This window comes from Novosphingobium pentaromativorans US6-1 (assembly GCF_000767465.1).
Lineage (GTDB): Bacteria > Pseudomonadota > Alphaproteobacteria > Sphingomonadales > Sphingomonadaceae > Novosphingobium > Novosphingobium pentaromativorans.
The window spans coordinates 783,518-808,056 of the sequence record NZ_CP009291.1; the positions used below are offsets into that span (position 1 = coordinate 783,518).

General features: G+C 63.3%; 20 protein-coding genes. 7 read left to right on the forward strand and 13 right to left on the reverse strand.

Annotation, left to right across the window (positions count from 1 at the left end; all coding sequences use genetic code 11):
• Positions 1-12: 12 nt before the first annotated feature.
• Complete coding sequence (acs, locus tag JI59_RS03545) at positions 13-1,962, reverse strand: acetate--CoA ligase (protein WP_007015242.1); 1,950 nt, start codon at positions 1,960-1,962, stop codon at positions 13-15.
• A gap of 283 nt (positions 1,963-2,245) precedes the next feature.
• Between acs and JI59_RS03550 the strand changes: the two genes are divergently transcribed.
• From JI59_RS03550 to JI59_RS03570, 5 genes are all read left to right on the forward strand, one after another.
• Positions 2,246-3,634, forward strand: coding sequence for a DcaP family trimeric outer membrane transporter (locus JI59_RS03550; RefSeq protein WP_239000588.1), 1,389 nt, complete (start codon positions 2,246-2,248; stop codon positions 3,632-3,634).
• A gap of 55 nt (positions 3,635-3,689) precedes the next feature.
• Entirely contained in the window at positions 3,690-5,354 is a 1,665-nt protein-coding gene (locus tag JI59_RS03555; protein WP_007015244.1) for an MFS transporter, read from the forward strand.
• A gap of 111 nt (positions 5,355-5,465) precedes the next feature.
• Entirely contained in the window at positions 5,466-5,981 is a 516-nt protein-coding gene (locus tag JI59_RS03560) for a GNAT family N-acetyltransferase (RefSeq protein ID WP_007015245.1), read from the forward strand.
• A 26-nt stretch (positions 5,982-6,007) separates the two neighbouring features.
• The gene (locus JI59_RS03565; protein ID WP_007015246.1) at positions 6,008-7,891 is read left to right on the forward strand and encodes an AMP-binding protein; all 1,884 of its coding nucleotides are present in this window, start codon (positions 6,008-6,010) and stop codon (positions 7,889-7,891) included.
• Between the two features lie 158 nt (positions 7,892-8,049).
• On the forward strand, positions 8,050-8,373 hold the full coding sequence (locus tag JI59_RS03570; protein WP_238532635.1) for a PilZ domain-containing protein: 324 nt from the start codon (positions 8,050-8,052) through the stop codon (positions 8,371-8,373).
• 73 nt (positions 8,374-8,446) lie between these two features.
• Here JI59_RS03570 and lpdA read toward each other — a convergent pair whose 3' ends face one another.
• The 3 genes from lpdA to JI59_RS03585 are packed head-to-tail and all read right to left on the reverse strand — an operon-like array spanning position 8,447 to position 11,574.
• Positions 8,447-9,862, reverse strand: a complete 1,416-nt coding sequence (lpdA, locus tag JI59_RS03575; RefSeq protein ID WP_007015248.1) for a dihydrolipoyl dehydrogenase — start codon at positions 9,860-9,862, stop codon at positions 8,447-8,449.
• 4 nt (positions 9,863-9,866) lie between these two features.
• Positions 9,867-10,259, reverse strand: coding sequence for an acyl-CoA thioesterase (locus JI59_RS03580; protein WP_007015249.1), 393 nt, complete (start codon positions 10,257-10,259; stop codon positions 9,867-9,869).
• 4 nt (positions 10,260-10,263) lie between these two features.
• A complete protein-coding gene (locus tag JI59_RS03585) occupies positions 10,264-11,574 on the reverse strand; it encodes a pyruvate dehydrogenase complex dihydrolipoamide acetyltransferase (RefSeq protein WP_007015250.1) in 1,311 nt (436 codons plus the stop codon).
• A gap of 169 nt (positions 11,575-11,743) precedes the next feature.
• Here JI59_RS03585 and JI59_RS03590 point away from each other — a divergent pair, with 169 nt between their 5' ends.
• Entirely contained in the window at positions 11,744-12,199 is a 456-nt protein-coding gene (locus tag JI59_RS03590; protein ID WP_007015251.1) for a universal stress protein, read from the forward strand.
• A gap of 21 nt (positions 12,200-12,220) precedes the next feature.
• Here JI59_RS03590 and rnr read toward each other — a convergent pair whose 3' ends face one another.
• The 9 genes from rnr to radA form a co-directional block, all read right to left on the reverse strand.
• On the reverse strand, positions 12,221-14,476 hold the full coding sequence (rnr, locus tag JI59_RS03595; RefSeq protein WP_174888147.1) for a ribonuclease R: 2,256 nt from the start codon (positions 14,474-14,476) through the stop codon (positions 12,221-12,223).
• Positions 14,477-14,522: 46 nt separating this feature from the next.
• Positions 14,523-14,666, reverse strand: coding sequence for a hypothetical protein (locus tag JI59_RS27010; protein WP_007015253.1), 144 nt, complete (start codon positions 14,664-14,666; stop codon positions 14,523-14,525).
• A gap of 107 nt (positions 14,667-14,773) precedes the next feature.
• On the reverse strand, positions 14,774-16,312 hold the full coding sequence (gene proS, locus JI59_RS03600) for a proline--tRNA ligase (protein WP_007015254.1): 1,539 nt from the start codon (positions 16,310-16,312) through the stop codon (positions 14,774-14,776).
• 102 nt (positions 16,313-16,414) lie between these two features.
• Positions 16,415-16,972, reverse strand: a complete 558-nt coding sequence (phaR, locus tag JI59_RS03605; protein ID WP_038576895.1) for a polyhydroxyalkanoate synthesis repressor PhaR — start codon at positions 16,970-16,972, stop codon at positions 16,415-16,417.
• 96 nt (positions 16,973-17,068) lie between these two features.
• A complete protein-coding gene (alr, locus tag JI59_RS03610; protein WP_007015256.1) occupies positions 17,069-18,112 on the reverse strand; it encodes an alanine racemase in 1,044 nt (347 codons plus the stop codon).
• Positions 18,102-19,733 carry an MFS transporter gene (locus tag JI59_RS03615; RefSeq protein WP_007015257.1) on the reverse strand — a complete coding sequence of 544 codons (1,632 nt, stop codon included), beginning with the start codon at positions 19,731-19,733 and terminating at the stop codon, positions 18,102-18,104. The genes alr and JI59_RS03615 overlap by 11 nt, the downstream gene beginning before the upstream one ends.
• 60 nt (positions 19,734-19,793) lie before the next feature.
• Positions 19,794-20,213, reverse strand: coding sequence for an iron-sulfur cluster assembly scaffold protein (locus tag JI59_RS03620; RefSeq protein WP_007015258.1), 420 nt, complete (start codon positions 20,211-20,213; stop codon positions 19,794-19,796).
• A 26-nt stretch (positions 20,214-20,239) separates the two neighbouring features.
• Positions 20,240-20,767, reverse strand: coding sequence for a CvpA family protein (locus JI59_RS03625; RefSeq protein ID WP_007015259.1), 528 nt, complete (start codon positions 20,765-20,767; stop codon positions 20,240-20,242).
• Between the two features lie 12 nt (positions 20,768-20,779).
• The gene (gene radA / locus JI59_RS03630; RefSeq protein WP_007015260.1) at positions 20,780-22,147 is read right to left on the reverse strand and encodes a DNA repair protein RadA; all 1,368 of its coding nucleotides are present in this window, start codon (positions 22,145-22,147) and stop codon (positions 20,780-20,782) included.
• Between the two features lie 70 nt (positions 22,148-22,217).
• On the opposite strand from radA, the gene JI59_RS03635 reads away from it, so the two are divergent.
• Complete coding sequence (locus JI59_RS03635; protein WP_007015261.1) at positions 22,218-24,530, forward strand: patatin-like protein; 2,313 nt, start codon at positions 22,218-22,220, stop codon at positions 24,528-24,530.
• Positions 24,531-24,539 lie beyond the last annotated feature (9 nt).

Sequence of the window (24,539 nt, forward strand, 5' to 3'; positions counted from 1 at the left end):
CTTCCGGATGCGTCAGGCCGTTGCCGGTTGCGGCCGGTTGGCGATCAGATTGTCGACTACCGATGGATCGGCCAGCGTCGAAGTATCGCCGAGGTTGGAGAAATCGTTCTCGCCGATCTTGCGCAGGATCCGGCGCATGATCTTGCCCGAGCGGGTCTTGGGCAGGCCCGGCGCGAACTGGATCACATCCGGCGTGGCGATCGGTCCGATTTCCTGGCGGACCCACTGCACGAGTTCCTTGCGCAGTGCCTCGTCCGGCTCGACTTCGGAGTTGCAGGTGACGAAGGCGTAGATGCCCTGCCCCTTGATCTCGTGCGGCATGCCGACAACCGCCGCTTCGGCGACCTTGGCGTGAGCGACGAGCGCGGACTCGATCTCGGCGGTGCCCATGCGATGGCCCGAGACGTTGATGACGTCATCGATGCGGCCGGTGATCCAGTAGTACCCGTCCTCGTCACGGCGGCAGCCGTCGCCGGTGAAGTAGTAACCCTTGAAGGTCGAGAAATAGGTCTGGAAGAAACGCTCGTGATCGCCCCAGACAGTGCGCATCTGTCCGGGCCAGGAATCGGTCAGGACAAGGCAACCGTCTCCGGCGCCGGTAATCTCGTTTCCTTCGTTGTCGACCAGCATCGGCTTCACGCCGAACATCGGACGCGTGGCCGAACCCGGCTTGAGCGCGGTGGCGCCGGGCAGCGGACTGATCATGACGCCGCCGGTCTCGGTCTGCCACCAGGTATCGACGATCGGGCAACGGTCTTCGCCGACGACGCGGTGATACCATTCCCAGGCTTCGGGATTGATCGGCTCACCGACCGACCCCAGCAGGCGCAGCGACTTGCGGCTGGTCTTCTTCACCCACTCGTCGCCTTCACGCATCAACGCACGCAGGGCCGTCGGGGCGCCGTAGAAGATCTCGACGTCGAACTTGTCGACGACCTGCCAGAAGCGCGAGGCATCGGGATAGTTCGGTACGCCTTCGAACATGACCGTGGTCGCGCCGTTCATCAGCGGTCCGTAAACGACATAGGAGTGGCCGGTGACCCAGCCGATGTCCGCTGCGCACCAGTAGATCTGGCCGGGGCGGTAGTCGAAGACGTACTCATGCGTCATCGAAGCCCAGACGGAGTATCCGCCGGTGGTGTGCAGCACGCCCTTCGGCTTGCCCGTCGATCCGGAGGTGTAGAGGATGAACAGCGGATCCTCCGCGTTCATTTCCTCGGGCGGGCAATCGCCCGACTGAGCTGAGACGCCGGTGGCCCAGTCGATGTCCCGGCCCTCGGTCATCGGCACGTCCGCGCCGGTATGCCTGAGGACGATCACGGTATCGACGCTGGTGCAATGGGCCAGCGCGGCATCGACATTCGCCTTGAGCGGGACCTTCTTGCCCCCGCGCAGGCCTTCGTCCGAGGTCAGGACGATGCGGCTGTCGCAATCGGTTATGCGGCCTGCCAGTGCGTCGGGAGAGAAGCCGGCGAAGACGATTGAGTGGATCGCGCCGATGCGCGCGCAGGCGAGCATGGCGACTGCCGCTTCGGGAACCATCGGCAGGTAGATGGTGACGCGCTCGCCGCGCTTGACCCCGCGCGACTTCAGCAGGTTGGCGAACCGGCAGACCTGATCATGCAGTTCGCGATAGGTGATGCGGCGTTCCGGCTTGTTCGGATCGTCCGGCTCCCACAGGATCGCGATGGCATCGCCGCGATCGGCAAGGTGACGGTCGAGGCAGTTTGCCGAGAGGTTGAGAGTGCCGTCGGTGAACCACGAAATACCGAAGTCGGTCTCGTGGAAGCTGGTCTGCTTGACGGTGCTGAACGGCTTGATCCAGTCGATCCGCTGCGCTTCCTGGCGCCAGAAACCTTCCGGGTCCTCCACCGAACGACGGTACATTTCCTGGTAGCGGGTGTCGTCGATCAGGGCGTTCCGGGCCCATTCGGCGGGGACGGGATAGACGGTCTCTGCCATGTCTTTCTTTCTCCTCTCCGTGGAGTTTGTCCGGCAAACCCGGCATTCCACGAACCTGTAGCACATAGACCCCTGCGCGGGGACATTAGACCTTGGTCGTAACCGTTAGACCATGGTCAGGATGGTTCAAGCACCCTCCCTGCCCGATCCTGCGAAGGTTCCGGAACATCTCCTGAAAAGTGGAGAGGCCGGGCTCGGGAAGGAGAGGATCATGAACCACGCCAAAAGTGGGACTTCCAAATCGCGATTGCTAGTTAGCATATTGCTTGCAGGCAGTTTTCTGGTGGCGCCTGGCGCGGCCCATGCCGCATCTACTGCCGCAATACCTGCCGCAATACCTGCCGCAACCGGCCGCGAGGCGTTGCTCGAAGACCGGCTTGAACGGCTGGAGGCGGAAATGGCGCAATTGCGCGCCGACCTCGCGCAGGCCCATGCGCAGCAGGCCGAGAGCCAGGCGACAGCGCAGCAGGCGATTGCCGCAGCCACTGCCAGAAGCGAGGAAGCCGCCGCCAAGGTTGCAGCCCTTGAGAGCAAGCCACAGGCCGATGGTTTCAAGTCGGGCGACACGACGATCAAGCTGGGCGGCTACATCAAGATGATCGCCTCGACGAGCCGCTTCAGCGAAGGCGAAGTGGCCACGAATTCGCTGGGCCGCGACTTCTACCTGCCCCAGGCGATTCCCACCGGAAGCGGGCCCTCGCAGAGGGTCGAGGACTTCACTGCCAAGCAGTCGCGCTTCTGGCTGAACCTTGCAACCGACGTGGGCGGCCACAGCGTGAAGGGCCTTGTCGAAGTCGATTTCCAGACCGCGCCGGGCACCCAAGGGTCGCAGCGCACAACCAATGGCTACAACCTTGCCCTTCGCCGGGCCTGGATGCAGGTCGGCAGGATCACCATCGGTCAGGACTGGTCGACGTTCCAGTACACGGGCGCCTTGCCCGAAAGCACCGACTTCGTCGGCACGACCGAAGGTACGGTCTTCGTGCGCCAGCCGCTCGTGCGCTACAGTGCACCGGTCGGCAAGGGTCTGACCCTGCATGCCTCCATCGAGGAGCCGGAATCGGGCACGGCGACGCTGGGCTCTCCTGCCCTTACGGAGAACGGCGACGACAGGATCCCCGATTTCGCAGCCCGTCTCGCATGGACCGGCAAGCGCGGGGAAGCCTCGTTTGCAGGCCTCGTGCGGCAGGTCCGCGTCGCCAGCGCGGGGACTGCGGCAGATGCGATGGGTTGGGGCATCAGCGCCGGCGGCAAGCTCTGGCTCGGTCAGAGCAAATCTAGCGACCTGCGCGCGCTGGTGACCTATGGGCACAACGCCAGCCGCTACATCGGCCTGAATTTCGCTCCCGACGCCGTGTACGATCCGGCGACGAACGACCTTGCGAACGTCAACGTCCTGGCCGCCATGGTTGCCGCGCGCATCGCGATTGCCCCCAAGGTCCGCATCAACCTGATCGGCAGCTATCAGGACGTAGATTATGCAGACAGCCTCCCGCTCGCCAGCATCGCCAGCTTCAACAAGCGGGCGTGGAGCGGCGCAGCCAACCTCTTCTATTCGCCGATCAAGAACATCGACCTTGGTCTCGAGTACCGCCACGGCGAGCGCAAGCTGGTCAACGGCAATGACGGCGCCCTCGACCGCGTCGAATTCGCAGCGAAGTACAGCTTCTGAGGATATACCTTGCCCGCCGGACAAAAGCGGTCGGGCCCATTTGGGAGAGTGAGCAATGGCTACGACTTATGACGCCTTGCCGAAGCATCACAAGGCGACGGGCCGCGAAAAGCTCGTCATCACGGCATCGTCGCTCGGCACCGTGTTCGAGTGGTACGACTTCTATCTCTACGGGCTGCTTGCCAGCTTCATTTCCAAGGTCTTTTTTTCAGGCGTCAACGAAACGACCGGGTTCATCCTGGCGTTGGGCGCCTTTGCCGCCGGTTTCGCAGTGCGTCCGTTCGGTGCGCTGGTGTTCGGCCGGGTCGGCGACCTAGTCGGGCGAAAGTACACGTTCCTCGTAACGATGGGCCTTATGGGCCTTTCCACATTCGCGGTCGGCCTGCTGCCGGGTTACGATACCATCGGCATCGCCTCTCCCATCATCCTCGTCACTTTGCGCATCATCCAGGGCCTGGCGCTGGGCGGTGAGTACGGCGGCGCGGCGACTTACGTGGCCGAGCACGCACCCGACAACAAGCGCGGCCTCTACACCAGTTTCATCCAGATCACGGCGACTTTCGGACTGTTCGCCGCCCTTCTCATCGTGCTGGGCGTGCGCACCGGCATGGGCGAGGAAAGCTTCACGGGTTGGGGCTGGCGCGTGCCGTTCCTGCTTTCGGCGATCCTCCTCGTCGTCTCGATGTATATTCGCCTGCAGCTCAGCGAGAGCCCCGTCTACCAGAAGATGAAGGATGAAGGCACCACATCCAAGGCCCCGATCACGGAAGCCTTCGGCCAGTGGGGCAATCTCAAGTTCGTGCTCATCGCCCTGTTCGGCGCCGTCGCCGGTCAGGCAGTCGTCTGGTACACCGGGCAATTCTACGCGATGTTCTACCTTGAAAAGATCCTCAAGGTGGACGGCGCCACAACCAACTACCTGATCGCCATCGCCCTTGCGCTGGGCACGCCGTTCTTCGTCTTCTTCGGCTGGCTCTCCGACCGGATCGGCCGCAAGTACATCATCCTGGGCGGCTGTGCGCTGGCTGCGGTGACCTACTTCCCGGCCTTTCACGCGCTTTCGGATGCCGCCAACCCCGCCCTTGCCGCTGCAAGCCGCAATGCTCCGGTGGTCGTCACCGCCAACGACGCGGAATGTTCTTTCCAGTTCGACCCGGTCGGCAAGAACAAGTTCGACTCCTCGAGCTGCGACATCGCCAAGGCCTTCCTTGCCAAGAGCGGCATCAACTACACCAACAAGGCCGCCCCTGCGGGCACGGTGGCTTCGGTCGCGATCGGCAATACCGTGATGCTGGCCCCCAACCCGGCCGATGTGCAGGGTGAAGACCGCGCCGCCGCGATCGCCGCTTATCAGGACCGGCTAAAGGCCGGTCTTGCCGACGCGGGCTACCCTGCGGCAGCGGATCCGGAGCAGATGGACAAGGTCACGGTCGTCGCGATCCTGTTCTACCTCGTCCTGCTGGTGACCATGGTCTATGGCCCGATCGCCGCCATGCTGGTGGAACTGTTCCCGAGCCGGATCCGATACACCTCGATGTCGCTGCCCTATCACCTGGGCAACGGCTGGTTCGGCGGCTTCCTGCCGACCACGGCCTTCGCGATGGTCGCCGCGACCGGCGATATCTACTACGGCCTGTGGTATCCTGTGGTGGTCGCCGTTGCGACTCTGCTGATCGGACTGTTCTTCCTGCCGGAGACGTTCCGCCGGAATATCGACTGATCCGATGAAAGTAGCGCCCGCGCCTGACCGGGATTGCTCTCGATCAAGGTGCGGGCGTCGACGACGACATATGAGATTGCCGCCCCCCACCTCCAGACGGAGTCTGTCTCAATGTCTCTCCACGATTGCGTAAAGCTTGAAACCCGTTCCGGTATCGAACTGGAAGTGCGCCCCGTAACCGAAGCCGATGAAGCCGATCTTGAAGCCTTCTTCGAACGCGTCACCGACGAGGACCGCCGTTTCCGCTTCATGTCGGGTGCCCGCCAGATCGGTCGCGGACAGCTTGAACCGCTGGTGCACCCGGATCACTTCCGGACCGAATCCTGGATCGCCTGCAATCTGGCGAGCAGACAGATTGTCGCCTCGGGCCTCATGGCCTGTGACGGGCCCCTCGATACGGCAGAAATCGCAATTTCGGTCTGCGCCAGCCATCGCGGAAAGGGCATCGGCTGGGCCATGCTCGATTTCCTTGCCGATCAGGCCGCAGCAAGGGGCTGCCGCCGCGCCATTTCCATCGAGGACAGGGCCAATCACGCCGCCATCGAACTCGAACGCGAAAAGGGCTTCGTCCCCGAGCCATTCGCCGGAGATCCCAGCCTGATAATCCTGTCCAAGACCTTCAGATAGCCTACGGAAAAACAAGTGAGAGGCCAATGAGCGAAGCCTACCGGCAAACCTGGCAAGCCAGCATCGACGATCCCGAGACCTTCTGGTCAAAGGCAGCCGAAAAGATCGACTGGGACAGGCAGCCGACACGCGCGTACGATCCCGAACAGGGCTGGTTTCCCGGGGGCTCGCTCAATACCTGTTACAATGCCGTCGATCGCCACGTGGCGGCAGGCCGCGGCGATGCCACGGCCCTGATCTACGACAGCCCGGTCACCGGCGCGGTCCGCAGTTGGACGTACGGCGAGCTTCTTGAGGAAGTCGGACGGGTCGCTGCCATGCTTGCAAGCCGCGGCGTCACCAAGGGTGATCGCGTCGTCATCTATATGCCGATGGTGCCCGAAACGGCCTTCGCAATGCTCGCCTGCGCACGCCTCGGGGCGATCCATTCGGTCGTGTTCGGCGGCTTTGCGGCGCACGAGCTGGCCAAGCGCATCGACGATGCCACGCCCAAAGTCGTGTTGACCGCCTCGTGCGGGATCGAGGGCAAGCGGATCATCGCCTACAAACCCCTGGTCGACGATGCACTCGCCAGCGCCGCCCACCAGGTCGAGTGCGTGATCGTCCTGCAGCGCGATCTTCTGACTACCGAGCTGCGCCGTAACCGGGACTTCGACTGGGCGGAGCTGCGCGCCGCGACGGCAGACGCAGCGATCCCCGATTGCGTTCCGGTGGCATCGGACGATCCGCTCTACATCCTCTATACCTCCGGCACGACCGGCACCCCAAAGGGCGTCGTGCGCGAGAATGGCGGCCATGCCGTCAACCTCGCCTGGACGATGGAGGCGATCTACGCGATCGGGCCGGGAGAAGTCTTCTGGGCCGCATCCGATGTGGGCTGGGTCGTTGGCCACAGCTACATCGTCTATGGTCCGCTGCTGGTTGGCGCGACCACCGTTCTGTTCGAGGGCAAGCCGGTCGGCACTCCCGATCCGGGCACGTTCTGGCGCACGATCGTGCGGCATGACGTCAAGACGTTCTTCACTGCACCCACCGCCATCCGGGCGATCCGCAAGGAAGATCCAGCTGCGGCATTCCTCAAGGACATCGGCACCGGAGCGCTTCAAGCCATCTTCCTCGCCGGTGAACGCGCCGATCCCGAGACCATCGGCTGGGCCGAAACGCATACCGGACTGCCCGTCATCGACCACTGGTGGCAAACCGAGCTCGGCGCGCCCGCCATCGCCAGTTGCTTCGGCCTCGGCGATAAGCGGCGCAAACGCGGCAGCGCCGGCTTTCCGGTGCCCGGCTACGCCTTCGCCATTCTCGACGAAGAGGGGAGCCCGGTTCCGGACGGCCAGAGCGGCGCAGTCGCCATGCGCGAGCCGCTTGCGCCTTGCGCGTTCCGGACGCTTTGGAACAACAGGCCAGGCTACGAGAAGAACTTCGCCACGTTCCCCGGCTATTACGAAACCGGCGATGCAGGGCACTTCGATGATGAGGGGTTCCTCCATATCATGGGCCGGACGGACGACATCATCAACGTGGCCGGACACCGGCTCTCCACCGGTCAGATGGAGCAGATCGTTGCGACAGTCGAAGGGGTGGCCGAATGCGCGGTGATCGGTGCGGACGATGCGCTCAAGGGGATGATCCCGATCGCTTTCGTCGTGGCCCGAGCGGGCGCCGAGAACGACGAAACCATCCCTGCGCGAGTCATCGCCGCGGTGCGATCCGAACTGGGCGCGGTGGCTGCACTCAAGACCGCATATCTGGTGCCGCAATTGCCCAAGACCCGGTCCGGCAAGATCCTTCGCAATGTCCTGCGCAAGATCGTAAACGGGGAGAGCTTCGAAACCCCGGCGACGATCGAGGATGCAGGCGTGCCGGATGCGATCCGCGAAGCGGTCAAGGCCAAGGTGCTCACCTGATTTCGAATACTTGTGGCGGGGTTCTCAGGTCGAACCGCAAGTGGCGAGCTGATTGCCTTACAGCATTTTAAGCACGATCCCGGCGCTGCCCGGTAACCATGCTAACCTGATAGTAACCTCATGAGATGCAATGGTTTCCGCCAGGACAGGAGGCCAGATTGCACCACGAAAGGATCACCGGCTCGAAACGGCCGCACGCTCAGCGTTCCGAGCGGGTGGGCGTCACGATCCTGTGCGAGGTGCGGCAAGGCACGCGGCCTTGGAAAATGGCCCGGCTCGAAGACCTTTCTCCGGGCGGCTTTCGCATTGCATGGTTTCCCGAGGCCCGGCCGGAGCTGCCCTTGCGCATCCGCATTCCCGGAATGCAGCTACTGACCGCGCGCATCTGCTGGGAACGCGATGCGGTCATCGGTTGCGAGTTCGAAGCACCGCTCCACATCGCGGTCTTCGAACACATCGTCCAGTCCACCCAGACGGCCTGAGGCCCAAAGGAAAAGGGGCGCGTCCCGCAGGACCGCCCCTTCCCTGTCATCCTGGTCTTTCGCGCAAACGCGATCAGATGTGGAGCGCGCGCCCGTAAGCGGCCAGTGTTGCCTCGTGCATCATTTCCGACAGCGTCGGGTGCGGGAACACGGTGTTCATCAGCTCGGCCTCGGTGGTCTCGAGGGTCTTGCCGACAACATAGCCCTGGATCAACTCGGTCACTTCCGCACCGATCATGTGTGCGCCGAGCAGTTCACCGGTCTTGGCATCGAAGACGGTCTTGATGAAGCCTTCCGGCTCGCCCAGCGCAATCGCCTTGCCGTTGCCGATGAAGGGGAAGTTGCCGACCTTCACTTCGTAGCCCGCTTCCTTGGCCTTGGCCTCGGTCATGCCGACGGACGCGATCTGAGGGTGGCAGTAAGTGCAGCCCGGGATGTTGTTGCGGTCGAGCGGATGGGGATGGACGTCCTTGTTGCCCAGTTCCTTGGCAATCGCCTCGGCAGCGGTAACGCCTTCATGGCTCGCCTTGTGGGCCAGCCACGGTCCGGGCGTGCAGTCGCCGATGGCCCAGATGCCGGCCACGCCGGTGCGGCCGTAATCGTCGATCTGGATGAAACCGCGATCGAGCTTCACGCCCACGCCTTCAAGGCCGATCTCTTCGGTGTTCGGCACGATGCCGACGGCCGAGATGACATGGCTGAATTCGTGCTCGGTGACCTTGCCGTCCTTGCCCTTGATCTTGGCCTTCACGCCCTTGTCGCTGGCGGTGATCGCCTCGACGCCGGCGCCGGTCATGATCGTCATGCCCTGCTTGGTCAGCGCCTTTTCGAGGAAGGTGGAAACGTCAGCGTCTTCGACCGGCACGATCCTGTCGAGCATTTCGACTACGGTCACGTCGGCGCCCATATCATTGAAGAAGCTGGCGAACTCGATACCGATCGCGCCAGAGCCCATGACCAGCAGCTTGGTCGGCATTTCCGAAGGCGTCATCGCATGGCGGTAGGTCCAGATGCGCTTGCCGTCGGCCTTGGCGAAAGGCAGCTCGCGTGCCCGCGCGCCGGTGGCAACGATGATGTGCCTTGCCTGCAGCTCGGTCGTCTTGCCGTCAGCATCGGTCACCGCCAGCTTGCCCTTGGCAACGACCTTGCCGGTGCCGGTGTGGACGGCGATCTTGTTCTTCTTCATCAGGTGCGTCACGCCCTTGTTGAGCTGCGAGGCAACTCCGCGCGAACGCTTGACCACTGCGTTGAGATCGGCGCTGATGTTTTCTGCCGCCAGGCCATAGGCCTTGGCGTGCTTCATCTGGTGGAACACTTCGGCCGAGCGCAGCAGTGCCTTGGTCGGAATGCATCCCCAGTTGAGGCAGATCCCGCCCAGCAGTTCACGCTCGACGATGGCCGTCTTCAGACCCAGCTGCGCGCAGCGGATCGCCGAGACATAGCCACCGGGGCCGGAACCGAGAACGATGACGTCGTAAGAATCTGCCACTGCTTCAAATCTCCTGCTCATTGCGGCCCGGCTCAATCGTCCTGGGCTTGCCGCTGTTGTCCACCGCAACGAAGGTGAACACGGCTTGGGTAACCTTAACTTCTTCTTCCTCGTGGCGGTGGCGCCGCCAGGCCTCGATCCCGATGGTCATCGAGGATCGGCCCACGCGGCGCAGCTCGCCATAGACGGAGACTTCGTCACCCACCTTGACCGGCAAGTGAAACTGCATCCCGTCCATCGCCACCGTCACGGCCCTGCCATGGGAATGCCGCGCCGCGATCAGGCCCGCCCCCATATCCATCAGGCTCATCAGCCAGCCGCCGAAGATATCGCCATAGGCATTGGCATCGGCGGGCATCGCCGTCACACGGATAACCGGATCGCGCCGGGGTTCCATGCGATCAGGCGACCATGCTCAACGGGTTTTCGACATAGGCCTTGAACGCCGCCATCAAACGCGCGCCGTCGGCGCCGTCGACGGCCCTGTGATCGAAACTTCCGGTGGCATTCATGACAGTCGCCACTCCCAGGGAGCCGTCTGCCATGACCCAGGGACGCTTTTCACCTGCCCCAATGGCGAGGATCGTCGACTGCGGAGGATTGATAACGGCCGAGAACTGCGTAATTCCCATCATGCCCATGTTGGAGATCGACGCGGTACCGCCGGTGAACTCTTCGGGCTTGAGCTTGCCTTCCTTGGCGCGCGCACCAAGGTCCTTGGTCGCCTGCGCGATCTGCGAGAAGGTCTTGCCATTGGCATCGGGCACGATCGGGGTGATGAGGCCACCGGGGATCGAGACCGCGACCGAAATGTCGGCGCGCCCGTACTTGATCAGTTCGTTCCCGGCGAAGGTCACGTTGCACTCGGGCACTTCGACCAGCGCCATGGCCAGCGCCTTGACCAGCATGTCGTTGACCGAGACCTTGATGCCGCGCTTGCCGAGCATCTCGTTGATCTCGCCGCGAAGGGCGATCAGCTTGTCGAGCACGATCTCGACCGAGAGGTAGATGTGCGGCGCTTCCTGCTTCGACTGGGTCAGGCGGCGCGCGATCGTCTTGCGCATGCTCGAGAGCTTCTCGACGCTGTGCGGCACGCGCGCGTCGAGCAGAGCGCGGGTTTCGTCGGCCATCTCGACCGTGGGAGCAGTTGCAGCCTCACCGGCGGGCGCTGCGGCAGCGGCGGCCTTCGGCTTGGAAGCTCCAGCCTGCGCGGCCTCGACGTCGGCCTTGACGATGCGGCCCTTGGGTCCCGATCCGCTCACCGCATCGAGGTCGATGCCCTTTGCATCGGCCAGACGGCGGGCAAGCGGCGAAGCGAGAACGCGGCCTTCCTTCGATGCGGCAGGAGCAGCGCTGGCCTTGGCGGCAGCAGGAGCCGGGGCCGCGGTCTTGGCTTCTTCAGCGGCCTTTGGCGCTTCCTGCTTGGGCGCGGACGGTGCCGGAGCGGATTCAACGGACGAGATGTCTTCGTCCTCAACGGCAAGCATGGCGATCACGGTACCGACCTTCACGCCTTCGCTGCCTTCAGCCACGAGGATCTTGCCGACAGTGCCTTCATCGACGGCTTCGAATTCCATTGTCGCCTTGTCCGTCTCGATCTCGGCCATGATGTCGCCGGAGCTGACGGTATCACCTTCCTTTACCAACCATTTGGCGAGTTTCCCCTCTTCCATGGTGGGGGACAGAGCGGGCATCTTGATCTCGATGGGCATGGAGGCGTTTGAGTCCCTTGTTTATCCTGGGGAGGTCAGTTTCTGGATCGATCTTTCCTTGGACAAGTTGCCGCGTCCATACAAGCGCCTTTGCGAAGCTAATTCGAATTCCTGATGACTTGCACCGACAATCGAATGGCCCGATAAGCTCGGGAAAGAGGGGAATAAGATGCGGGTCTATCTGGTAATCGTCGATGAAACCGATGAGGCGCTTGTCGCCCTGCAGTTCGCAGCCCGGCGCGCAGCCAAGACCGATGGCGCGCTCCATCTTCTCGCCCTCGTTCCCCCGCAGCCCTTCAATGCCTTCGGCGGCGTCCAGGCCACCATCGAGGAAGAAGCGCGTGCACGCGCCGAAACGCTGGTGACCGCCGCAGCGGGCAACCTGCTTTCGCAAGGTGCGAAGATGCCGGTGATCGCCGTGCGTATGGGCGAGGACATCAAAGTCGTGCGCGAATACCTGAAGGAACATCCCGAGGTATCCGCGCTGGTCCTTGGCGCCGCGAAGGAAGGCGGCCCGGGCCCGCTCGTGGCGCACTTCACCGGTGCCGGGATCGGGCAGATGACCTGCCCGGTCTTCGTCGTTCCCGGTACGCTAGGCGAGGCCGAAATCGAGCGCCTCAGCTAGGGGTTGCGGCGTCCGCTCCTCCTAGCGCTTCTTGCGTCCCTGATGCCGGATATTGTTCGGGCGGCCGCGTTTTCCCGCGAAATGTTTTCCCCGCTTTTTCAGCGGCATCGGCCTCCCACGCTGTTCGATCTGGCCTGATCCACCCTCTTCCAGCTCGAACTTGAGAGCACCGGTCAGCGGGTTCGCCTCGGCCAGGCGCAGGCGCAGGATCTGGCCCATCGCATAGCTCGTTCCGGTCTGCTCGCCTTCCAGCACCTGCGATTTCTCGTCGTAGGCGAAACGCTCGTCGCCCAGCGTCGATACGGGCACCAGTCCGTCGCCGCCCAAACCGATGATCGTCGCGAAGAAGCCGAACTTCTGGACGCCGGTAATGCGCGTGTCGAAAACGTCCCCGACGCGCGAGGACAGCCATGCCGCGACATACCGGTCGATCGTGTCGCGCTCGGCCTCCATCGCGCGGCGTTCGGCCGCGGAAATGACCTCGGTGATCCGGCCCAGGTCCTCCCGGTCGCGCTCGGACAGGCCGGAAGTCGCCGGGATATCGCCCTGGGGCTTGGGCTGCTCAAGGCCGTAGGCATCGACCAGCGCGCGGTGGACAAGCAGGTCGGCATAGCGCCGGATCGGGGAAGTGAAGTGCGCATAGGACCCGAGCGCCAGACCGAAGTGGCCTTCGTTGCGCGGCCCGTAATAGGCCTGGGTTTGGCTGCGCAGGACAGCTTCCATGATCAGCGCCTTTTCGGCCTCGTCGGAAATGTCCTTCAGCATGCGGTTGAACAGGCCCGGGGTAATGACCTGCCCCAGCGCCAGTTTCTTGCCGAAAGTCGCAAGGTAGTCCTTGAGCGCGACGAGCTTTTCTCGGCTCGGGGTTTCGTGAACGCGATAGACCACCGGGGCGACCTTGGCTTCCAGTGCCTTGGCCGCGGCCACGTTGGCCGCAATCATGAAGTCCTCGACGACGCGGTGCGCATCCAGCCTTTCGCGCACGGCGATCTCGGTGATCCGGCCCTGCTCGTCGAGCTTGACCCGGCGTTCGGGCAGTTCGAGTTCGAGTGGATCGCGCTTGTGGCGCGCTTCGGCGAGGGCCTTCCAGCATTCCCACAAGTGCTTGAGGTTGTCGGCAGCGCTGCCCTCGTCGATCCGCGCCTGCGCATCTTCGTAAGCGATGACTTCGTCGATCCGCACGATAGCGCGGGTGAAGCGCCATTCGACGACCCGGCCTGCCCCGTCGATGTGCATGTGGCAGGCCATCGCCGCCCGGTCCTCGCCAGAACGCAGGGAGCAGACGTCGGCCGAGAGGATCTCCGGCAGCATCGGCACGACGCGGTCGGGGAAATAGACCGAGTTGCCGCGGCGACGCGCCTCGCGGTCTATTTCACCGCCGGGACGCACATAGAACGAGACGTCGGCGATCGCGACGAGGGCACGGAAGCCCCCTTCCCCGTCCGGCTCGGCCCAGATCGCATCGTCATGGTCGCGTGCATCGGACGGGTCGATAGCGACGATCGGCAGGTGACGCAGGTCCTCGCGCTTGTCCAGGCTGAGCGGAATCTTCGCGACGCGCTCCGCCTCGTCCAGCGTTTCCTGCGTGAAATGGTTGGGAATGCCGTGCTTGTGAATCGCGATGAGGCTGAAGGCCTTGGGCGCAAGCGGCTCGCCCAGCACCTGTGTGACCTTGACCGAAGCGCGGGCCGATCTTCCCACTGGCTCGGCAAGCACGAGTTCGCCCTTCTCCGCCCCGCCCAGGTCCGAAATCGGGGAGGAATGACGGATGCGCTTGTCGACCGGGGCCAGCCAGGGCTTGCCGCCGCCATCGATCTCGACCACGCCAAGCATCTGCTCCGAACGCAGCGCCAGCTTCTTCATCGGCCACGCGCGCCAGCCCGTGTTGGTCTCTTCGGTGCGCGACAGCACCCGGTCGCCCATCTTGAGCGCGCTGCGGCCCTTCTCGACCAGGCGAATGCGCGGCGGCGGTGTTGCATCCTCGGGCTGCCACGTATCCGGCACGGCAATCGCCTCGCCCTCGTCGATATCGACGATGCGCAGGACGGTGACCTTGGGCAACCCGCCCATCTTGTGGAAGGCCGTGCGCTTGCCGTCGATCAGGCCCTCTTCGGCCATGTCCTTGAGCAGCGCCTTGAGCTGGATCTTCTCCTGCCCCTTCAGCCCGAATTCGCGCGCGATCTCACGCTTGCCCGCGGGGACGGGCGAATTGGCGATGAAGTCGAGGATCTGCTTGCGCGTCGGCAGGCCCGGCGCGGACCGTGTCTTGGGAGCCATTTCCTTGCCATGGCCCCGATGCCTCCGGATTACAATGGCGCCGGCCTCACTCTTGGCTTTCAAGCGGTTCATAACCGCCGCCCGGCACCGCGCGCTTGCGACCGGACGAGACCTGTGGCTGTTCTGCCAAGGCAGGAACCCAATGGCCTAGCGCGGTAGTGAAAGCGGGCGGAAAAACGATCTTGCGCATGCGCGCAATCTTTCGCCATCCCGCCCGCTTCGCAAGTGTCGGTCGGAGGCCGGTTCTGCGCCATGGCGGCTCGGGCCGCAGGTCGATGGCCAGACGCCGAAACCGTTTCAGTAAGCCCTTGCGACGTATATCCTTTCCACGGCCGGACGTCCCGTGAAAATGCAGTTACCCGTCACCGGCTCGGCATCGAGCGGGGTGTTGCGCATCGTCAGCTTGAGTTCCTTGAGGCGCTTGATCACGTCCTCCAGTTCCTCGCCGGTCGGACGTGCCCATTCGACCTCGACCCATCCCGGGTAGCGCTTGTCCTCGGAGAAGAAGGCAACGACTTCATCGAAGCTGGAAACGCGCGTGATGTTGGCATCGCGCTTCGCGCGCGCCTCTGCATAAAGCGACGACTGGATGTCCTCGATTTCCGAGGCGGCACGCGCGATGAAATCATCCTTTGCCAGACCGATGAAGTTGGCCTTGGCCTTGTCGTTCCACAGACGGTCGCGGCGCAGCATGGAGACCTGCCCGCCCGCGGCATCGCGTCCACCGATTTCGAGGATCAGGGGAGCGCCTTTCTTGACCCAGGCCCAGCGCTTCTGGGTGGCCTTGCCCGGACGCTTGTCGAGCAGCACGCGCACCGGCTCGCCGAGCGCCGACTGCGAGGCAAGTGCGCCGCGCAGCTCCTCGCAATAGGCCAGAAGCGCTTCATCCTCGTCGTTTTCGCGCAGCATCGGCAGGATGACGATCTGGTGCGGTGCGACCATCGGCGGCACGCGCAGGCCGTCATCGTCGCCGTGCGTCATGATCAGGCCGCCGATCATGCGGGTCGAAGTACCCCAGCTCGTCGTATGGGCGTACTGCTGGGTGCCTTCCTTGTCCTGATACTGGATACCCGCCGCCTTGGCGAAACCGGTGCCAAGGTAGTGCGAGGTGCCCGCCTGGAGCGCCTTGCCATCCTGCATCATCGCTTCGATGGAGTAGGTCGCGACAGCGCCGGGGAAGCGTTCGTTTTCGGGCTTTTCGCCGGCAATCACCGGCATGGCCAGCGGTCCTTCGGCGAAGGTGCGATACATCTCCAGCGCGCGCAGCGTCTCCACCATCGCGTCGTCACGATCGGCGTGGGCGGTGTGGCCTTCCTGCCAGAGAAACTCGCTGGTGCGCAGGAACATGCGGGTGCGCATTTCCCAGCGCACGACGTTGGCCCACTGGTTGGTAAGCAGCGGCAGGTCGCGCCACGACTGGATCCAGCGCGCCATCGCGGCGCCGATCACTGTTTCCGAAGTCGGCCGCACGATGAGCGGCTCTTCGAGCTTCGCTTCCGGGTCCGGCACGAGGCCGCCCTTGCCGTCCGCGACAAGACGGTGATGCGTAACCACCGCCATTTCCTTCGCGAAGCCTTCGACGTGCTCGGCTTCCTTGGCGAAATAGGACAGCGGAATGAACAGCGGGAAGTAGCAGTTCTGGACGCCGGCCGCCTTGATCATGTCGTCCATGAGGCGCTGGATGCGTTCCCAGATGCCGTAGCCCCAGGGCTTGATGACCATGCAGCCGCGGACGCCGGACTCCTCGGCCATTTCAGCCTCGGAAATGACTTCCTGGTACCACTGGGCGAAATCGTCCTCGCGCTTGGTCGAGAGGGCGTGGCGAATGGCGGACACGGGTGCGTTCTTCCTGACTTGCTGCAATGCGACAGACCATCCGTCGCATGAATCGGGGCCGGCCGCGGGATACCCAGAGGCCGGAACGCACCCCGCTGGCCTTTATTTGCCCAGCGCGTCAAGCCTCTTCTGAATTTCCGCCATCTGATCGCGCAGCGCGGAAAGGTCGTCGCCCTCTGCCGGAGCGGCGGGCTTGCTCTCGTTCTTCTCGCCGCCGGGCATGAATGCCGCCGCTGCCGCCTTGAACATCGCCATGTTCTGCTCGGCCAGCTTGGCGAGCGGATTGTTGCCAAGACTATCCTCGAAAGCCTTGTGCAGCTTCGTCTGGTTGGCGCGGAAATTTTCCATCGATGCTTCGAGATAGTGCGGAATCAGCGACTGCATCGAGTTGCCGTACATGCTGATCAGTTCACGCAGGAAGTTCACCGGGAGCATCTGCTCACCGTTGGATTCTTCCTCCATGATGATCTGCGTGAGGATCGTGTGCGTTATGTCGGTGCCGCTCTTCGCATCGAGCACTTTGTAGTCAACGCCTTCGCGCGTCATCTTCGCGAGATGATCGAGCGTGATGTAGCTTGACGATTGCGTGTTGTAGAGCCGTCGGTTTGCGTATTTTTTGATTATAACAGTCTTGTCGTCGTGCGACGCCGCTTCAGCCATGACCAATCCCCGTCCAGACAGTGGCTTATGGTATCACCGCGCATTGTCGCGATGCAACACAAATTGCTGCGCAGCAAAAGGTTCTCGGCAAAGCGCTTAACGCCGGAAACGACGCCCCAGGATAGTGAGCAATTCGTACTGGGTCAGTCCCGATGCGGCAGCGGCTCCGGGGAGATCGTAGGCGGCAGCGACCCAGTCGCCCTCACCGATATCGTTTGCATCGGTCAGGTCGATCACCGTCATGTCCATGCTGACGAGGCCGAGGACCGGCAGTTCTGCGCCATTTGCCTCAAAGATGCCCTTGTTGGACCAGCAACGCAGGTAACCGTCGGCATAACCTGTGGAGACGGTGCCGACGCGCATCGGTGCCTTTGCCGTGAAAGTCGCATTATAGCCGACGGTCTCCCCCGCCGCGACATGGCGCACTTGCATGATCATCGCTTCGGGACGAACGACCTGCCGGATCAGCCGTCCCATATCGGGACGAGGGATTCCGCCGTAAAGGGAAATGCCGGGCCGTGTAAGATCTCCATGAAAATCAGGACCAAGCGCGATACCTGCCGAGTTCGCAAGGCTTGCGCGGCAGTGCGTTAAAGCCTTGCGCGCCTCAAGCCATCTGCTGCACTGCAAGGCGTTGAGGGCGGATTCCTCCTCGGCCGAAACGAGATGGGAAAGCAGGACATCGACATCGAGACGGGCGAGAACCTCGCTGCCGATCTCGTCCATCGGCACACCGAGGCGGTTCATGCCTGTATCGATCATGAGATCGCAAAGGCCTCCGCCGGCATCGAGCCAGCGCTGCGCCTGCGAGAGCGAATTGATGACCGGCTTGGCTCCGATCGCCTGGCCATAGGCGCAATCTGCGGCCGATTGCGGACCGTGCAGGACCGAAATCGAGCCGGGATCGACGATATCGAGCAAGTCGGCGGCTTCCGCCCAGTGCGCGACAAAGAAATCGCGGCACCCCACTTCGAGCAGCGTTGCCGTGGCCTTGCGAGCGCCAAGACCGTAGCCGTCGGCCTTTACCGCAGCACCAGCCCGGGCCTTGCCCGAGAGGCGGTCAAGGGCCTGCCAATTGGCTTTAAGGGCATTCCAGTCGAGATTCAGCCGCAGCGGCGGCTCGGGCAGTTCAGGCAGCATCATCACCGTAATCGCGCGGGGGACCGCCCCGCAAACCCCAGATTGCGACCACCAGGGCAATCGCGACGATGCCCCAGGTGTACCACAGACCCTGGTATGGATTCCCGCTGGTCGCGACCATGTAGCTCGAAATCAGCGGCAGGAAGCCGCCGAAGTAGCCGGTTCCGATGTGATAGGGAATGGACATCGAGCTGTAACGGATACGCGGCGGGAACATTTCCGACAGAAGTGCGGCGACCGGCCCGTATGTTGCGCCGGACAGCGCCATGAAAACCAGCAGCATGACACTTATCACGAGGGCATCCATGACCGTCGGCTTGACCACACCGAGATCGTATCCCGCATCGGAAAGCCAGCCCTTCAACTCGGCGTTGCGCGCCTCCTTGTCATCCCAGGGATAGGCCGCGAGAGGGAGTGTATCGCCACCGATACGCAGTTCGAGATCAGAACTGCTTGTCAGGTCATAAGTGATACCCGCTGCCGTCAGGTCTTCCAGCAGCTTGCCGCAATCGCTTTCCTGCACGGAAGCGAAAGGATTGTAATTGCAGTCCGGCCCCGACACTGCGACCGGCGAATCCGCACTCGCCTTCGCGAGACCGGGGTTGGCGTGGGCTCCGATCGTCCAGAACAGCGGAAACATCAGCGCAAGCGTGGCGACATAGCCCCATACGATCGGCTTCTTGCGTCCCACCTTGTCGGAAAGAGCGCCGAACAGGACGAAGAAGACCATGCCCAGGCCCGCGGAAATGCCGATGATGATCTCCGCCGTCGTCGCATCCATGCGCATCGCGCCCTTGAGGAAGCTGAGAGCGGAAAACATCGCCGTGTACCAGATCACGGTCAGGCCAGCAGCGAGGCCGAACAGGGCGATGAAGATGCGCTTCTTGTTACCCGGATAGGTGAAGCTCTCGATGAAGGGGTTGCCCGCAATCTCTCCCTCTTCGCGCATCGCCTTGAAGACCGGGCTTTCCGACAGCTTGAGGCGCATCCACAGAGATACTGCGAGCAGGATCATGCTGAGCAGGAAGGGAACGCGCCACCCCCAGGCGTTCCACAATTCGTCGCTCATCAATCCCTTGCAAGTGAGGACCACGATCAGGCTCAGCACGAAGCCGCCAACAACGCTTGCCTGGATGAAGCCAGTGAAGAAACCGCGGCGGTTGGGCGGCGAATGCTCGGAGACATAAATCGCCGCGCCGCCATATTCGCCGCCAAGCGCCAGTCCCTGCAGGACGCGCAGGAGGAGGATGATCGCAGGGGCAGCAAGGCCGATGGTTTCCGCCGAAGGGATGAAACCCACGCCGGCCGTGGCAATGCCCATCAGCGTGACGGTGACAAGGAACGTGTACTTGCGTCCCAGCCTGTCCCCGAGAAAACCGAAAAGCACTGCGCCAAGCGGACGGAAGCCGAAGCCTACCGCAAAGCCGGCCCAGACCAGCAGCGTCTCGAGCGTTGCGTTGCCCGAAGGGAAGAAGGTCTTGCCGATGATGCCGGCCAGCGTTCCGTAGATGAAGAAGTCGTACCACTCGAACACGGTACCCATCGAGGAAGCCGCAATGACGAGTTTGATGTCCGAAGCACTCGGTTCGGGTGCATGTGGATGCTGCTGTACGTCAGCCATTGTACTGAATCTTCCCCCTCGTCGGCGTTATCGGGCCCCGACAGGCGTTTAAACCGCCGATCAGGCGGAGGGAAGCACCTGCATGGCTGCATTCCACGGCAACATTACCGCGCCGTGTCGCCCCGGATAGTCCCGGGCAGCGGCAATGCGTTCGAGTCCCGGCCAGTCCGGCAGGTCAACCTTTCCGGCCAGCCAGTCCTCCACGGCCCTTCCGGCCTCATGTACCTCGATCCCGGTCATGCCGACGACAGCTTCTGCGAAGATCGCCGCCGCGGCCTGTCCAATGGCACAGGCCTGGCTGCGCACGCCGACCTCGGTGACTGTACTGCGCTCATCGACCGCGAGGCCCAGCGCAATCGTGCTGCCGCACGAACGTGAGCGGGCCTCTCCCTGCAGCGGAAAATCCTCGCGCCAGGGAAAGCGCGCAAGCGCGACCGCCAGCGAAAGGACCTCGGGGGTGTAAAGGACAGTGGTCGACACAGGGGTGGCTCTTGCTTCGATTGGGGCTACTCGGCCGCGACCGCAGCATCCTCCTCGTTGAGCTGCTGGCGCCGCTCGTTGATCATCTTCACCATGGCTTCGCTACTGGCATTGACGAAGGGATAGGAGCGCGCGGTCACGATCCAATCGGGCCGGCCGGCAACGCCCCATACGGTATCATATCCAAGAACCAGCACCGAGAAGGCCAGCACGACGATGATGACGCCCTTCACCGCGCCGAACCCGAAACCCAGGACCCGGTCGATCGGCCCCAGCAGCGAACCGCGGCTCTTGCTGCCGGCCCAGCGGGCAACAAGCCTCACGGCCACGTAAGGCCCCAGCAACAGCAGCGCAAAGGCAAGGATCGCCGATCCCGAACCCTCTCCGATGTAGGGGACGAGCACTTCGGTGACGGGTGTATGGAACATGCGAATTGCGAAAATTGCGAATATCCACGCCGCCAGCGTGAGAATTTCCTGCACGAATCCGCGGAAGAAGCCGGTCAGGGCCCCGATCCCCACGAACAGCAGGACAACGATATCGAAGCCACTCATAGTAAACTGCAATTAAGCATCCGAAAGAATGCGGTCAACGAGGTTGGGAAGCATTGTCAGACCGGAAAACCGGATGCCCTTGTCGGGCGGCGGTCCACCGGCAGGTCCAATAGCCTTGCCGAAACCGAGTTTCGCCGATTCGCGCTGTCGGATCGATGAATGGGCCACGGGCCGAATTTCACCGGCGAGCGAAACTTCGCCGAACCAGACAGCGTCCGTCGGCAGAGGCTTGTCACCAAGGGCCGAGACGAGCGCAGCGGCCACGGCAAGGTCGGCCGCCGGATCGGCAAGGCGATAACCGCCAGCGACGTTGAGATAGACTTCTGCACTGGAGAAATTAAGGCCGCAGCGCGCCTCGAGCACGGCGAGCAGCATGGCCATGCGGCCATTGTCCCACCCGACGACGGCACGGCGCGGCGTCGCCCCGCTCTGCAGGCGCACGATAAGCGCCTGTATTTCCACGAGGACTGGCCGGGTCCCTTCCATCGCCGGGAAGACCGCGCTGCCCGCCATCGGTTCCTCGCGGCCAGAAAGGAACAGCATCGAGGGATTGCCGACTTCGGCAAGTCCGTCGCCCTCCATGGCGAAGACGCCGATCTCGTCGACCGGACCGAAACGGTTCTTGAGCGAGCGCAGGATGCGGTACTGGTGACTGCGTTCCCCCTCGAAGCTCATCACCACGTCGACCATGTGCTCCAGCACGCGCGGACCGGCGATATTGCCGTCCTTGGTGACGTGACCGACGAGGATGAGGGTGACGCTGTTTTCCTTGGCGTAGCGGATCAGTTCGAAGGCGCACCCGCGCACCTGGCTGACCGACCCGGGCGCCCCCTCGATCTGGTCCGAGTGCATCGTCTGGATCGAATCGATGACCAGGAGCGACGGCGGCTCATCCATCCCCAGCGTCGTGAGAATGTCCCGAACCGATGTTGCGGAGGCCAGGCGAATCGGACACTTCGACAGGCCGAGGCGTTCAGCGCGCAGCCGAACCTGACCGGACGCTTCCTCGCCGCTGACATAGACGACGTCACGCCCGGCCCTGGCGATGTGCGCCGAGGCCTGCAGCAGCAGCGTCGATTTGCCGATACCCGGATCCCCCCCCATGAGGATCGCCGATCCGGGGACCAGGCCGCCACCCAGGGCGCGGTCGAACTCGGCAAGGCCGCTGGCCTGCCTCTGGGGAATCTCGCCGGGCTGGTCGAGCGGGGTGAACTGTATCGGGCGACCGCCGGAAGAGAGATCGTGCTTGGAGGAAAAGACCGTCTGCGGTGCTTCCTCGACAAGCGAGTTCCATTCACCGCAGTCCGCGCACTGCCCCTGCCACCGGGTCGCGACGCTTCCGCAATTCTGACAGACGTAACGACGTTTGGGCTTTGCCATAGGCTGCGCCTATCCGGAACGGAATGAGAACGCAATTGCCTTTCTCCTTGATCCGGGCCAAGTATGCGGAATGCGGCAGAAAGAACTGCGGATCACGCTCGTCTGCTATGGGGGCATCTCTCTTGCCGTCTACATGCATGGCGTGACCAAGGAGCTGTGGAAGGTCCTTCGGGCAAGCCGGGCGTTCTGGGCCGACGAAGGCATCCTTGAGAGCAGCGAGGCCGTTTATGCACGGCTGCTGCGCAGGCTGGAACAGGGCAGCAACCTGAAACTGCGGGTTCTTTCCGACATCGTCGCCGGGGCGAGCGCGGGCGGGATCAACAGCATCTTCCTCGCGCAGGCGATCCACACCGGCCAGTCGCTCGAACCCTTGACCGAACTGTGGCTCGAATGCGCTGACGTCGACGTCCTGCTCGATCCCGATGCCAAGCCCTGGTCGCGTGCCGCCAAGTTCTGGGCAAGTCCGATCGTCTATTACCTCCTCCACCGCCCCGGCAATGCGGTGAGCGCTTCGGTCGCCCCTGAGACCCGCACCGAAGTGCGCGACAAGCTCTCGCGCCTGATCCGCTCGCGCTGGTTCGAGCCGCCCTTCAGCGGCATCGGCTTCTCGCGCCTCATCAACCGGGCGATGATGGCGATGGCAGAGGCGCCCGAGGGCAAGCCCCTGCTTCCGGCGCGGCACCCGCTCGACCTGTTCGTGACGGCGACCGACTTCAAGGGGCACCTTGAAACCCTGCGGCTCCACTCGCCCGAACTGGTGCTGGAGAGCGAGCATCGCCTGACCATCGATTTTCACGTCAAGTCGCGGGGCAAGGGCGAGGATCTCGCATCGATTCCGGCGCTGGTCCTCGCTGCGCGTTCGACGGCGAGCTTCCCCGGGGCCTTTCCGCCGCTGCAGATTGCGGAAATCGACAAGCTCGTGGGCGAAACCGCCAGCAAGTGGCCCGACCGCGATGCCTTCCTGCGCCGTGTCATGCCGGAACATTTCAGTCGCAAGGACATAGACAGTGTCTCGCTCATCGACGGCTCCGTCCTCGTCAATGCGCCGTTTGCCGATGCCATGACCGTGCTGCGCGACCGCCCTGCCGCGCGGGAAGTCGACCGGCGCTTCGTCTATATCGATCCGACCCCCGATCACATTGGCCCCAGAATGCGGCGCGACACCAGAATACCCGGCTTCTTCCCGGTGATCTTCGGTTCGCTATCATCGATCCCGCGCGAGCAGCCGATCCGCGACAACCTCGAGGCACTCGATCGCGATTCGCGCGAGATGCGCACGATGCGCGACATCGTGCTGGCCCTGCGCCCCGAGATCGAAGAGACCGTCGACAAACTGTTCGGGCGCACCCTGTTCCTCGACCGCCCCACTCCCAAGCGGCTTGCGGCATGGCGTAACAAGGCGCAGGAGGCCGCATTCCAGCAGGCCGGCTTTGCCTATCACGGGTACGCCCAGGTCAAGTTCAGCGGCATTCTGGCGATGCTCGGCCGCATGGTCGATGAAGGCGTTCCGGAACAGGAGCTGTCCTCGACCGAGCCGATAGTACAACGGTTAATCGGCTATCTTGCCGATAACGGCCTCGACCGCATGCAGGCCCTGCGCGAAGGCACGTCTGCACCGATGATCGACTTCTTCCGTGCACACGACCTGGCTTTCCGGATCCGGCGGCTGCGCTTCCTGGCGCGGCGCGTGACGCAGGACTGGGAGGGCGATCCCAGCGTGACAGAACAGGACCGCGACGATGCCCGGGCCGCGATCTACGAGGCCCTTGCGCTCTACATCGAGCGGGAGCCGCTGCACTATCTGGGAGAGGACTTCCCGCCCGCAGCCCGCAATTTCTTCAACGATCCCGGGGCCGTACTCGATCATATTGCGGCAAGGCGCTCATTGCCCGAGGTCGATGCGCAGGTCGATGAGATGCTCGCCGAAGTACTCGCAGCGATGCCTCCGACCCTGCGGCGCAGGGTCCTGCTCGCCTACCTGGGCTTCCCGTTCTACGACACGGTCACCCTGCCGCTGCTGCGCGGCGAAGGCCTGACCGAATTCGATCCGATCCTGGTCGACAGGATTTCGCCCGAAGATTGCCATGCCATCCGCAAGGGCGGCATGGCCGATACCCTGCGCGGGACAGAGTTCTACAACTTCGGCGCCTTTTTCAGCCGTGCCTATCGCGAGAACGACTACCTGTGGGGTCGCCTGCACGGGGCCGAGCGCATGATCGACCTGATCGCCTCCACGCTGGAGAAGGGACAGGCGATCCCTCAAGGTGAACTGGCTGCCTTCAAGAAGGACGCTTTTCTGGCGATCCTGAACGAAGAGCAGGACCGGCTGCTGGCCGATCCTGCTCTGATCAGGACGATCAGGAAGGAAGTCGAGGCGCTTTGATCGAGCGCC

Excerpts from the sequence above, each read along its gene's own strand:
- JI59_RS03560 (WP_007015245.1), top strand. The coding sequence starts at position 5,466 with ATGTCTCTCCACGATTGCGTAAAGCTTGAAACCCGTTCCGGTATCGAA.
- JI59_RS03590 (WP_007015251.1), top strand. The coding sequence starts at position 11,744 with ATGCGGGTCTATCTGGTAATCGTCGATGAAACCGATGAGGCGCTTGTC.
- JI59_RS03555 (WP_007015244.1), top strand. The coding sequence starts at position 3,690 with ATGGCTACGACTTATGACGCCTTGCCGAAGCATCACAAGGCGACGGGC.
- phaR (WP_038576895.1), bottom strand. The coding sequence starts at position 16,972 with ATGGCTGAAGCGGCGTCGCACGACGACAAGACTGTTATAATCAAAAAA.
- rnr (WP_174888147.1), bottom strand. The coding sequence starts at position 14,476 with ATGGCTCCCAAGACACGGTCCGCGCCGGGCCTGCCGACGCGCAAGCAG.
- alr (WP_007015256.1), bottom strand. The coding sequence starts at position 18,112 with ATGCTGCCTGAACTGCCCGAGCCGCCGCTGCGGCTGAATCTCGACTGG.
- JI59_RS03635 (WP_007015261.1), top strand. The coding sequence starts at position 22,218 with ATGCGGCAGAAAGAACTGCGGATCACGCTCGTCTGCTATGGGGGCATC.
- JI59_RS03580 (WP_007015249.1), bottom strand. The coding sequence starts at position 10,259 with ATGGAACCCCGGCGCGATCCGGTTATCCGTGTGACGGCGATGCCCGCC.
- JI59_RS03585 (WP_007015250.1), bottom strand. The coding sequence starts at position 11,574 with ATGCCCATCGAGATCAAGATGCCCGCTCTGTCCCCCACCATGGAAGAG.
- JI59_RS03615 (WP_007015257.1), bottom strand. The coding sequence starts at position 19,733 with ATGGCTGACGTACAGCAGCATCCACATGCACCCGAACCGAGTGCTTCG.
- JI59_RS03625 (WP_007015259.1), bottom strand. The coding sequence starts at position 20,767 with ATGAGTGGCTTCGATATCGTTGTCCTGCTGTTCGTGGGGATCGGGGCC.
- radA (WP_007015260.1), bottom strand. The coding sequence starts at position 22,147 with ATGGCAAAGCCCAAACGTCGTTACGTCTGTCAGAATTGCGGAAGCGTC.
- acs (WP_007015242.1), bottom strand. The coding sequence starts at position 1,962 with ATGGCAGAGACCGTCTATCCCGTCCCCGCCGAATGGGCCCGGAACGCC.
- JI59_RS03565 (WP_007015246.1), top strand. The coding sequence starts at position 6,008 with ATGAGCGAAGCCTACCGGCAAACCTGGCAAGCCAGCATCGACGATCCC.
- JI59_RS27010 (WP_007015253.1), bottom strand. The coding sequence starts at position 14,666 with ATGCGCAAGATCGTTTTTCCGCCCGCTTTCACTACCGCGCTAGGCCAT.